This window comes from Endozoicomonas numazuensis (genome assembly GCF_000722635.1).
GTDB lineage: Bacteria > Pseudomonadota > Gammaproteobacteria > Pseudomonadales > Endozoicomonadaceae > Endozoicomonas_A > Endozoicomonas_A numazuensis.
The window spans coordinates 1,386,113-1,398,225 of the sequence record NZ_JOKH01000001.1 but is presented as its reverse complement, the minus strand read 5'-3'; the positions used below and the strand labels follow the sequence as shown (position 1 = coordinate 1,398,225).

Genomic DNA, 12,113 nt, shown 5'->3' with positions numbered 1-12,113 from the left:
CTCAGTGGTCCAGAAAAGGTCAGACTCACTCACCACTTAACACGCACTTATCACTTGAAACGGCGCAATCCTGACGCAGCGCTACTCATTCTCACTGATTCAACCACCTTGAACCTACATACAGTGGCCAGGATCCCTCATATTTATTGTGTTATGAAACACATTCACATTAATTAGAGGTAGCCAAGCCAGGACAACCAAGAAGTCCCTATGGTCAGCCAGATGGTCAGATAGACAATGCTCATGATGAAGCCGGCTTTCCACCAAATTTTCAGCGGTACGTAACCTGAACCGAATAAAATGGGGGCTGGACCATTGCCATAATGAGTCACTACGGCACAGATATTACTGAGATAAGCCAACAGCAAGGCTGCACCCAGGGGCGGTATGCCTGTAGCCAGTAATATCACCAGAAAGCTGGCATACATTGCACTGATTTGAGCCGTTGTAGCAGCAAAGAAATAATGTGCGAAATAATAAATGATACAGATAGCCACAACACTGACTGCCGCAGGCATGCCGTCAAACCAGAGCCCAATGTACTGACTCATATAGGACACAACACCATAGGCACTGAGATAATGAGCCATGGTGACAAAGGCTCCAAACCAGATCATGGTATCCCAGGCACCTTTATTACCTTTGATCTCATCCCAGTTCAGCACACCACAGAGCAAGAGGATGCAAACCCCCACCATAGCAACCAATGTAGGTGCCAGTCCCAAATATCGGCCGCCTACCCAAAGGGTCAGCAACCCCACAAAAGTGGCACCCATAATCCACTCATCGCGCTTCAAATCCCCCAGCGCTTTGAGCTTCTCATCGGCAAGTGAAACCGCTTTAGGCGTTTCACGAATAGTGGGTGGAGCAATACGAGAAAGTAATAAAGGCATAACCAGCAAGCAGAGCAAACTGGGCACTAATGCCCCAAGAGCCCAGCCTCCCCAGGTAATGTCGATATCCTGATCTGCGGCTAGCTTAACCACCAGAGGGTTGCCTGCCATCGCAGTGAGAAACATACCACTGGAAATAGCATTCGCATGGAAAACCACCAAAGTCAGAAAGGTTCCCATTCGCTTTGCAGTCTCGCCCGGATAGCTTTCATAAACTTCTGCAATCGATTTCATAATGGGAGAAACTACGGCCCCTGCTCTTGCCGTGATGCTAGGCATAGCCGGTGCCAGCATTACATCCGTCAAAGTAAGACCATAACCCAGGGTCACCGTTTTTTTGCCCAGAAGACGCATAAAGCAGTAGGCCATTCGCAAACCCAAGCCTGTTTTTATAAAACCATGGGAGATAAAGAAAGCCAGCATGATTAGCCAGGTAATAGGCTCTGAATAACCAGCCAGAGCCTGCTTGAGTGTCAATGTCTGCGTCACTCCCAAGGCAGCAACCCCCATAAAAGTCACTGCAGACATGGGTAGAGGCATGACCATTACGCCTAATAGCGTACTGAAGAAAATGATCATGACCTGCCAGCCTTTTACATCCATACCTTCAGGCACCTGGCAGTGCCAGAGAACAATACCCAGCAGGAAAGGAGCTATAAAGCGCATTAGCCTGACAGGCTGAAACAGACTGAATTGCTGTAATGAAGAAGATGTAGCAGACAAAGCATACCTCTATAATTTTTAAAGTTTTTTAGGTCATCCTTTAACCAAAACAAACGTTCCACATCATTATCTGACAGGCTCTTTGAGTTGCATCCCTATGCCTGTGAACTCTGACTTAGCGATCAGAGTCCAGACTCAAGCACACAGATCTCTCACTTTTAACAATGTCAAAGTGGCTCTTACATGAGATTAAACATTTAGAGTTTAGTTCAGGGCTTTTGTTCTGTTTCAATAAATTTATAATGCCTGCCAACGTAAATGAGACTGCGCCAAATGTCAGTTCGACCCGACCCAAAACCTCGCCCCAAAAGGTATAAAACAGAACCCTCTTCTATTCCAAGGCTGATTCTGTTTAACAAGCCCTACGACGTCCTGACTCAATTCACTGACTCACAAGGGCGTCAAACGCTCAAGGAATACATTCCTATACCTGCTGTTTACCCTGCAGGACGTCTGGACAGAGACAGCGAGGGTCTACTGCTGTTAACAAACAACGGGCAAATTCAGCACAAGGTCAGCTCTCCTCTTCACAAGATGGAAAAAACCTATTGGGTTCAGGTAGAAGGCATACCCGATGAACAGGCACTGAATAAACTGAGGCAAGGAATAGAGCTCAAGGACGGAGTAACATTACCGGCAAGAGCAAGAATCATAGAGGCCCCGGCAATATGGCCCAGAACCCCACCCATCAGGGAGCGAAAGTCCATCCCTGACTGCTGGCTCGAGCTCACTATCCGTGAAGGCCGTAACCGGCAAGTTCGTCGAATGACTGCTGCTGTTGGCTACCCCACGCTGAGGCTGATTCGTTATCGCATAGGTGAATGGACGTTGGATGGGCTTGAATCCGGACATTGGCGAGAAATAGATGTACCAGACACTTTAAAGATACAATTATCAAACAGTAGCATGGCCAAAAAACAAACCAACGTCCGTAAACAGGCTCGAAAGGGGACTTTCAAGCACCCTGCTAAAAAGCCTGACAGACGTTAAAAACAAATCCTAGGTCATCAACAGGAAGGATCACTTGATAGTATTTATCAGGACACATTACACAACCCTTGCCCGGCTTGGCCTTATTACGGCCATGATTTCTATCGTGGTTTTAGCCTTACTGCCTCTGGATAAAGCCCCTCTTCCAGAAGTCAGCGATAAGCTTCAACATATTACTGCCTTTCTGGTACTGGCTTTCCTGATCGACGCCAGTACCCCTGAAAAATCTTTTAATGTCTGGAAGGTAGGCTGCCTGATGCTCTATGGCCTCTTGATTGAATGGCTGCAGTTACAAACTGACTATCGCTTTTTCTCTTTGGCAGACCTTTTTGCAGATCTGGCAGGAATAGCTCTGTATATCTTCACTATTCCTGTTTGGAAGCGCCTGCCACCGCTCAGTTGGCGCTGGTCTTTGTCGCAGGAGCTGAACACCTGAAAAGCCTCAATGTAATTCAACAAGGCAGGTGACACTCAGTTCAAACCGGCTTCCACCTTCAGAACGGCTATTGTAAGAAACCGTTCCTCCTATCATATGCATAAGCTGTCGGCAGATGGTCAGCCCTAAGCCAGGCCCTGCCGATTGACTGTCTCCGGTATTCTCCAGCTTCTGGAACGCCTGAAATATATCTCTGCTTGAGGAAGGATCAATACCAACACCGGTATCATCAACAATGATCTGCAACCTTATTTTGCCTGGCTGCTCATGCGGTCGAGTGCTCGCACTCAGGGAAACCCCCCCCTCATCCGTAAACTTGATGGCATTTTCAAGCACCAGAGATAAAGCTTTAAATAACTTCTGGGAATCTCCATAAAGCGTTTCCGGCATTTCCTTAACCGACGTATCAAAGCTCAACCCTTTTTTTACACAGAGTGAACTGAACTGATCTTCCATAATCTTGAGTTGCCTTCGAATATTAAAAGGCGAGTTTTTCACTGACACAGAGCCCGATTGAATTTCACTCAGCGACAGCAAGTTACTGATAATCCCACTCATATCTCTTACAGAATGCCTTGCAGACTGAATCATTTCTTTCTGACTGTCTGATTCCATCTGATCAAGCGTCTTTTTTAATGTATTTAAAGGCGTTTTCAGCTCCCTGGATACCGCACTGAGAAATTCATCTTTCAAGCGTCCTGCCTCCAGTAATCTTTGATTGGTCTTATCCTGCTCCTGCCTTGCTCTTTGCTCCACCAACACTCTGTCTTCTCTAACCCCCCGAATCCGGCTCGCCAATGCCAAAGAAAGAAGAGTTACTTCAATGGACAGACCAATGGGAATAATATTTCTTGTCAAAGCATTACTGGGAAGTAATCCCAAAAGCATCAAACTATAGATACCCGCCCCGGTCAAAAACGTAGCAAATGCAAAAAAGAAGAAACGAGCAGACCGGTCACCTTTGAAAAGCCAGAAGTACAAGCCAGTCAGCATCATCACCGGTAATGTAGGTAAGACCTGAATCATAACCAGTCTGGAAGCCAGGCCGTTATGGGTAATCAGAGTAAATGGAACGATCAGTAAACCGGCCATCAGCATAGCTGTATAAAAACGATTCATAACAGCTGACTTTTCTGCCAGTTTCAAAAACGACTGAGCGAAGAGCACACCACTCACACCAGCAATACTCATAAAGAAAGGCGCACCGCTATTAATCATGGGATAGTCCGGCCAGAAATGCGCCATTCCCGTGCCATTGATTGATAATAAGTAAAGTAAAAAACCTGCTATATAGATGACATAATAGAAATAACTTTGCTCCCTGATACGAATAAACAGCATCAGGTTATAAAATAACATCACCAATAAAATACCGTAGATAGCACCGTAAAGCGTATCCGCTCGGTTTGACTGCTCCAGATAGGCCAGTGGCGACCAGAGTTTTACAGGAATCTGCATAGATCCCGTTGTTTCCACCCTTAAGTAGAAGTGAGTGGTATCGCCGTTATAGATTTCAATAGGAAAAATGAAGCTGGGGTGAGCCACGGTACGAATATCGAAAGGATACTTATCTCCGCTGTTGTATTCCTGAAAAACCCCTTCAAAGCCCATAAGATAAAGTGTCACCAGATCAAGCGCAGGATAAGCTACTTCAATCAACCACTCTCCAGATTCCTCTCCGACATAAGAAATGTATTTCAAATCAAAACGAAGCCAGATAACGGCCTGAGAGATCCCTGAGTCCAAAGCTCCATGATCAACAGGCTTGAACTGCCGTGAATATTCTGGCTTTTCAAGCTCCTCAACCCTTAAAACACCCTGAGTATCTTCCAGATACTCAGCAATCATGACCAGATTTAACTTCTCGGTGTTTTCAGTTATGACGGTAGGCTCAAGTGATGGATGAGCCATGACCTGAGGAGAGAGTCCAAGTGCCAGAAGAAAGAATCCTACCAGCCACTTTCCAGACTGAAAAAAATGCGATCCATGCATGAACTTATTTGTTTCCCGGTGTTATCTACCTGCCTGACCGGAACCACCGGCTATTCAGGACAGTACTATTTTTCAGAATCAGCAGGTGAAACAACCCATTTTCCTTTCTCAACCCCGGTTGAGTATTCGCCCTGCGCTAAAGCCTGATAAAGATCAGTTCCCTCTTTCAAGGGTATTATCGGCAACGTCAGCAACTCTTCTGACAAAACTTTTTGGAATTGCTCAATCACCAACGCCTGAATCATGGCCAACTCAAGATCAACACGTGCTTCTTTCAGTTTCAGATCAGTCAGATAGAAAGTATGGTCATTGCCGTCATACCTGAGCAGGGCTTCACCGGTCACCTGTATAGGAATGGGTTCAGAAACGGTATTACCCAGTAAGTCTGCATCCACTGTTCCATCAAAAGAAAAAGACAGAGGCTCACCATCACCATTAATACGCAGAACAGGTGTATCCAGATAAACCTGAACATTAACCAGCGGCATTAATTCCATGACACGAATCTGGGGAGAGAGGTAGTTTTGACTAATCAGTTCATTTAACTGTTGTTGATCAAAGGTGTGATATTTATTTTGGCTACAACCTGCAAGAAATAACAGCAAAGACATGACAACAAAGTTATAAAGGGATTTTCTCAATCTGCTTTCTGGCTTTCTCAAGTGCTTTTCCCCGGTTTGAAGAGGGTGTCTTAAAAGCCAAAATTCAAACCCAGTGAGGCGCTTTGCTCGGTGTAGAATGACACTTCATTGGGACTCTTTCCCAGCTGTCCATTTTTTCTATAAATGGGTGACACTTCTCAAACAACGCCCAGAGAAGCCAGTTGTACCATAAAATAGCGTAAATATTGGCCTTTACAGCCCTACTCAGGTTGTAAGCCAGCAAGTGCAAACCAAATTCCAGTTTAACCTTTTCCAGCCCCTTGCGACGGAAGCGGTTTAATCCCTGTACATCCCGTAAATAGGCAAACACAGGTTCAACCATCGCCTTCCTTTTGCTGAAAGACTTTTTGGCTTTCGGATGCTGCATAACCTGCCTCAGTGCATCTTTAGCATCATCCATTGCATAGCGCTTTATGCGCCGCCCCTTCTTATTGCTCGTGCATTTATCTTTGAGAAGGCAGCCTTCGCAAGGCCCATTGCCATATATCTTCTGCTCCTTTGTGCGAGCGCTCCCTTTTATCTTACCAATGGGAGTCAACTCTTTTCCTGCAGGGCAACGATAAACGTCATTGGTTTCATCGTAATAAAAATGTCCCTTCTGGAACTTTTTGGATTCTTTGGGTTTGCCTGGTTCTTTACCCTCAGGGCATAGCAGGCTGATATCGTGCTCCAGACTGGTTGCAATGACTTCATCATTAAAATAACCAGCATCCAATAGCATTTCATCGACTGGTTTACCCGTGATCTGCATTGACTGATCAAGCATTGGATTTACGACAGTAGTTTCATTGGTAGGGTCTACAGCCTGAGCCAGTACCACCCGCTTGTTATTAGCTAATACGGATGGCTTGTAACTCGTTGTGTACCCTCGCCCCCGTTTCATCTTTTGGACAACAGCTTCAGGCTCTGTAGGGCTTACGACAGCACTTTCTGACTTACCGTTCTTCTTTCGCTTCGCGTTGCGTTCAACGACTGCTTCGAGAGCACTGCTGGCCATCTCCAGATTCTTTTGGCTTTCAGGGCAATCTGGATGGTTGTCAGCTTGCGTTTGTGCTGCTTCATGCACCTGTTGCGCAGCTTCCTGCTTCATCAGGTTGTAATTTGAGCAAGCGGCTTCTATAACGGTCCCATCACCAGCCAGACAACTTCCATCGGAGTCTGTTTTTTTGAGAACGGCTCGTGTCAGGCTTTCAAAGAAAGCACCGGTCATGGACTCGCTGTGCATATTGATGAAGCGACCAATAATGGCATGGTCTGGAAAAATCCCTCCGGTAACCCACATACAGCCAAGATCGACACGGGCTAATCGTTCCAGAGTTCTCAACGAGGTAATGCCTTGCATAATGCCATAGAGAATCAAACCCATCATATTACGGGGTGAATAAGGAGGACGTCCTTCTAATGCATACCTTTGCTCAAAATCAGACCAGTCCTGTTCATCAAGAAGGGATGCAACGGTAAAAGGTGTTTTTTGACCGGTTAGTTCAAGGTGCTCTTTCAGGTTAGTGTTGCCAAGAGTGATTGCGTTGGGGTCAGGAGCAACAAAACGTCGTTTGCCTGTTTTGTTGGCTGATCTTTTGGATTCATCCTGTTTTTTGTGATCAGAACTACTGGCTGTACCTGAAAAAATATCGAGCTGTGGAGCAGTATTAATTTTTATTTGAGTTCTTGTCGTCATGCTGAAGCCGGTAAAGCTACTTGAATATACAGATTACCGGCTTGTAGTAGGTTTTGCGACACCCTCTAAAGCCAGGGCATCAGCCCAGCGAGTTGTTTCCGGTAATCGGTATTGGGTAAGGCAAGCGAGAACATAATCAACAGCCGTTGTCAGTGAAACTTTGTGCCCGATACTAACATAAAGTGGACGCACACCTTTTCTGCTACGGATGACCCGACCAATCACTTCACCTTTATCAACCAAATCAACCTGACTGCCCTTTGCTTCTGCAAGGGCATCATGCTGACCACACAACCGACTTTTGGCAACGCCAATGGCAGGCAAACCTGTCAATACTCCCAGATGACAAGCCACACCGAGTCTGCGAGGGTGAGCTATGCCCTGGCCATCACAAAGGATCAGATCTGGCGCAGTATTCAACTGTCCCAGAGCCTCAATAATAGCTGGACATTCACGAAAAGAGAGGAGACCCGGAATATAAGGCATTCGGGTAGGTTCACGATGTATTACGAAACCTTTCAGCGCCAGACTGGGGAAGTCTAGCAATGCTACGGCTGCACGAGTCACCGAACCTTGTTGCTCAAAGCCCACATCAACACCAGCAACCCATCTGACTTCAGACAGATTATCTTTCTGGATAACCTGTCTGGACAACTCCAACTGAGACTTTCTGGCCTCAACCGGAGTGAGGTCCCAGTTATACATTAAGCTTGTTATCCAGTGGTATTTTTATAGTCACTTCAAGACCTGGATGGGCATTCCTGGCCGATATAAGACCATCATGATTAGCAATAGCCCCCATTGCTATAGCAGTACCCAACCCAAATCCATCGTTCTCTTTCCCTCGTGTTTCATCCACTCTGAAAAAAGGTTCGAACATGGATTCCAGTACCTCTTCAGGAACACCGGGACCTTTATCACGCACCTTGATGATCACATTCCGCCGATACTGCTCCAGTGACACCTCAACATTGCTACCTTCCGGGGTAAACCGGATAGCATTACGAATGATATTTTCAGCGGCACTGCTCAGCCAGTCACGCACACCACAAATCTCAAGCGGCTGGCTTTTAATCAGATCAACCCCTTTGTTCTGGGCCTGAGCTTCAAAATCACCATCCTCGACCAGCTGTTTCAGCAACTGCTCCAGGTTGACCTGCTCGCAAGCAACTTCACTCAAACCATGCTGTATTCGGGAAAAGCGAATAATTTCACCGATCAGTTCATCAAGGCGTTCAATTTCTCTTTCTATACGCGCATGTTCAGCATCTGCCTCAGGGCTTTTTCTGCGAGCAAGTGCCAAAGAAATCTGCAGTCGTGTCAGAGGAGAACGCAGCTCATGAGAAACATTCCTCAGCAAAATTTCCTTATTGTTGACCAGAGTTTCAAGCTGCTCCGCCATATGATCGAAGTCACGGGCGAAATCTCCCAGCTCATCACCTCTCTGCCGGACAGAAGCATCCACTCGGGTAGAAAGCTCGCCTTTCGCCAGTTTTCTAGAGGTTCCCTGCAATCTCCTGATCGGTACGACCAGGTAACGAGCCAACAAAATGCAAAGCAGGAAACTGACCGCCAGTGCAATAATAACCAGATGCCACTGTTGAGAAAGTACTTTGGTCACTCGCCAATGAACCAGCCTGGGCATTTCTTTAGTCAGAAATAGGTCATATGGAACTCGTCCGATCCAGACTTTTCTGGGACCAACCACCACTACACCACTTCTGAATGTAATCGTGGGCTCACTCCGATCATGGGTTCGATCATAAGCTGACATCAGCTCATCCGGTACAGCTCGCCTGCCCACCACTTCACCAGCAGGGTCAAAGAGATAGAAATAGCTACCAGTAAACTGTGGGAAAGGTGTATGAGATGCCCAGCCAGAGGCCATGCGCTCAACTTTTCTGGAAACAATCTCCAGTTCTCGAAACAGCTCTCTTCGCTCAGACAAAAAATCGGAGGGATCCACTGTTATGGCCACCGTTACAACCATGGCGGCCATCATCGATACCATAGTCAGCCAAAACCATAGAAACAGTTTCCAGAACAAACTCTGGAATGGCCATGCCAGCATTCTCCGGACTTGATTCATCATGGTCGTATATAGAAATAGCCAGCACCACGCACAGTTTTGATTCTGGGTGAGCCATCTGGTCGTATGCCAATTTTCTTGCGTACATTACTCACGTGCATGTCGATCGCACGATCATACAGTGTCAGACGACGATTCAATGCTATCTGAGTCAGTTCATCTCTGGAAATCAGCTCACCGGCTTTTTCAATCAAAGCTTTAAGCACCATAAATTCAGTGGCTGTCAGCTCAAGCAGAACATCACCTATCTTGGCTTCACGGTTTGCCAGATTCAAAGTGATATCATCAATAGACAGGACTTTATTACTGGCTTCGGCACCAGGTGTTCGACCTCGCCTCAGGATCGCCTTGATTCTGGCCACCAGCTCACGATGGTTGTAGGGCTTGGGCAGATAATCATCCGCTCCGATTTCCAATCCGATGATACGATCAACATCGTCACCACGAGCAGTCAGCATCAATACCGGGATATCCGACGTTTGACGGATTTTTTTCAGAACATCAAACCCATTCAGTTTCGGCAAGGTAACATCCAGCAGAACCAGCTGATACTCTCCTGACAGGGCCGCATGCACACCTGACTCACCATCATGAACAGCCTTTACAGAGTAGCCTTCTGTAGCAAGGTACTCGATCAATAATTCACAGAGCTCAATATCATCGTCTATTAACAGAAGCTCTAGATTTTCATTACTCATTGGCAGCTCCGCAATAAAAAAAGACCCCGCGGGGGCAATGGCGGGGTTAAAGGTACAGCACAGGGTACAAAATTTACAGAGAGTCTGTCAGCAGACAATTCATTCATGAACCAATAAATCATTTTGAAGCAAAAAACAGTACTCAAAATTCAGGAAGACTTTCGTTTCATTTGATCCATTCTTTTTTGAAAACCTTCATCATCTAAACAATGGCTACAGTGTATTGAAGCCCGTATATACCTTGGGGTTAGAGTCAGTAAGCACCGTGTAAACAACCAGCCAAAAGTTTTATTCGCATTCGAAGTAAACATCCTGTAAAACAAATGCTGCATTTTAATATTATGGTATGAATCGGCCTTTAGCTGAGTACAATACCCATCACTTTTCCGGCATGAGTATGCCCAGCTCTGCACAACACTGCTCCAACTACAGAAGAACTGATGATTTTGGATGTAAACGCTCCCATAAGTAATGTTTGCATTCACCTTCCTCAGTACTCAATGGTGGTGGTCACGCTGAATTAAAGACAGGTAAATACTGACCCTTTAATGTCAGTATTCATACCTGAATAAAGTCTGTGCAGACAGTCAAGACAATTTACAGGCTAGAATTGCTTGTGTATTGCTTTCCGGAGAAAACTCCGTATCGGCACACTCTTACCAATGGGCTCTGACCTTGGGCCGGAAATCTGAACTTGAGACTCTTTCTCTCGGAGCCATCGATGAAATCAATCATCATAAACAGACAACGATCCCTGCTCCCTTTCGGCTTGCTTGTCGCATCCGTATTGGCACTGTCTGGCTGTAATCAAAAGCAGGAACAAAGACAAATGCCTCCGCCCGCCGTTTCTGTGATTAGTGTGACAGAACAACCCGTTGGCGATTACCAAGAATATGTTGCTCGTACTGAAGCGGTTAACACTGTCGACCTGAGAGCAAGAGTTGAAGGTTTCTTAGCCCAGAGAGACTTCACGGAAGGACAGACCGTTGAAAAAGACCAACTGCTTTTCGAAATTGATCCTAAACCCTATGTCGCCAATCTGAAAAAGGCAGAAGCTGACCTGGCCAGTACCAAGGCAGAGCTGAATAAATCTAAAAAAGATCTTCAGCGTAGCAAAGACCTATACAAGAAAGGCCACATTAGTCAAGCTGACCTGGATACTCAGACCAGTAAAGAAGCTCAGGCTGAAGCGTCTGTTCAAGCAGCAGAAGCTCAGATCGATACAGCAAAACTGGATCTCAGCTACACCAATATCAAGGCGCCTTTCAAAGGTCAGATAGGCCGCGCTAAATACAGCGTAGGCAATCTGGTGGGCCCTACCAGTGAGCCTCTGGCCACACTGACCTCTATTGATCCCATTTATGTCAACTTCCAGGTCAATGAGAAGCAAATCATCAGCCATTTGCAGGAAAGTTCGGGCAACCGGATACCAGAAGAGCAAGAGTTTGAAATGCGTCTTCGCCTGCCCAATGGCAGTGATTACGACCACAAAGGCCTCTTCAACTTCGCAGACACCAAGGTTGATGAAACGACTGGAACCTTGACCCTACGTGCTGAATTCCCTAACCCCCAGGGCATTATTGTTCCAGGTCTGTATGTTAGCTTAATCATGGAAAGCAAGAACAAAACTGTCCACCCTGTCATTCCTCAGTCTTCCGTACAGGAAAACCAGTCGGGTCGGTTCGTACTGGTTGTCAAACAAGACAACTCAGTAGAAACCCGCCAGGTCGACCTTGGCCGACGCATGGGTCCTATGTGGGTCGTTAACTCAGGTCTTAAAACGGGTGAGCACATTATTGTTGAGGGACTTCAGAAAGTCCGTCCCGGTGTTAAAGTCACCCCCAGCATGGTCACTATCAACCCCGAAACCGGTGGCATAGAGGCTCAGCCGCCCAGCCCTCATCAAGACCCAGGTCAACAGCAAGGCAGCCAGGCTAACAAGCAAGGGTAAC

General features: G+C 46.4%; 11 protein-coding genes. 3 read left to right on the top strand and 8 right to left on the bottom strand.

Features of this window, described 5'->3' with window-relative positions; translation table 11 throughout:
* Positions 1–173: 173 nt before the first annotated feature.
* Entirely contained in the window at positions 174–1,616 is a 1,443-nt protein-coding gene (locus GZ78_RS06165; RefSeq protein WP_034833506.1) for a DASS family sodium-coupled anion symporter, read from the bottom strand.
* Positions 1,617–1,949: 333 nt separating this feature from the next.
* Here GZ78_RS06165 and GZ78_RS06160 point away from each other — a divergent pair, with 333 nt between their 5' ends.
* Positions 1,950–2,606: a pseudouridine synthase gene (locus tag GZ78_RS06160; RefSeq protein ID WP_201772685.1), complete on the top strand. Its 657-nt coding sequence runs from the start codon at positions 1,950–1,952 to the stop codon at positions 2,604–2,606.
* A gap of 34 nt (positions 2,607–2,640) precedes the next feature.
* A complete protein-coding gene (locus tag GZ78_RS06155) occupies positions 2,641–3,042 on the top strand; it encodes a VanZ family protein (RefSeq protein WP_051785873.1) in 402 nt (133 codons plus the stop codon).
* A 6-nt stretch (positions 3,043–3,048) separates the two neighbouring features.
* On the opposite strand, the gene GZ78_RS06150 is transcribed toward GZ78_RS06155, so the two are convergent.
* From GZ78_RS06150 to GZ78_RS30620, 7 genes are all read right to left on the bottom strand, one after another.
* The gene (locus tag GZ78_RS06150) at positions 3,049–5,034 is read right to left on the bottom strand and encodes a sensor histidine kinase (protein ID WP_034833504.1); all 1,986 of its coding nucleotides are present in this window, start codon (positions 5,032–5,034) and stop codon (positions 3,049–3,051) included.
* 65 nt (positions 5,035–5,099) lie between these two features.
* Positions 5,100–5,675 (bottom strand): DUF1439 domain-containing protein, encoded by a 576-nt coding sequence (locus GZ78_RS06145; protein ID WP_236631484.1) that lies wholly within the window; start codon positions 5,673–5,675, stop codon positions 5,100–5,102.
* A gap of 64 nt (positions 5,676–5,739) precedes the next feature.
* Entirely contained in the window at positions 5,740–7,374 is a 1,635-nt protein-coding gene (locus GZ78_RS06140) for an IS1182 family transposase (RefSeq protein WP_051785764.1), read from the bottom strand.
* A 33-nt stretch (positions 7,375–7,407) separates the two neighbouring features.
* On the bottom strand, positions 7,408–8,079 hold the full coding sequence (nfi, locus tag GZ78_RS06135) for a deoxyribonuclease V (protein ID WP_034833499.1): 672 nt from the start codon (positions 8,077–8,079) through the stop codon (positions 7,408–7,410).
* Entirely contained in the window at positions 8,072–9,340 is a 1,269-nt protein-coding gene (locus GZ78_RS06130; RefSeq protein ID WP_161787318.1) for an ATP-binding protein, read from the bottom strand. Before GZ78_RS06130 ends, nfi begins: the two co-directional genes overlap by 8 nt.
* Positions 9,341–9,462: 122 nt before the next feature.
* Positions 9,463–10,161, bottom strand: a complete 699-nt coding sequence (locus GZ78_RS06125; protein ID WP_034833496.1) for a response regulator — start codon at positions 10,159–10,161, stop codon at positions 9,463–9,465.
* A 358-nt stretch (positions 10,162–10,519) separates the two neighbouring features.
* The gene (locus GZ78_RS30620) at positions 10,520–10,642 is read right to left on the bottom strand and encodes a hypothetical protein (protein ID WP_269078739.1); all 123 of its coding nucleotides are present in this window, start codon (positions 10,640–10,642) and stop codon (positions 10,520–10,522) included.
* Positions 10,643–10,882: 240 nt separating this feature from the next.
* On the opposite strand from GZ78_RS30620, the gene GZ78_RS06120 reads away from it, so the two are divergent.
* Complete coding sequence (locus GZ78_RS06120) at positions 10,883–12,112, top strand: efflux RND transporter periplasmic adaptor subunit (RefSeq protein WP_081869693.1); 1,230 nt, start codon at positions 10,883–10,885, stop codon at positions 12,110–12,112.
* Position 12,113: the final 1 nt, after the last annotated feature.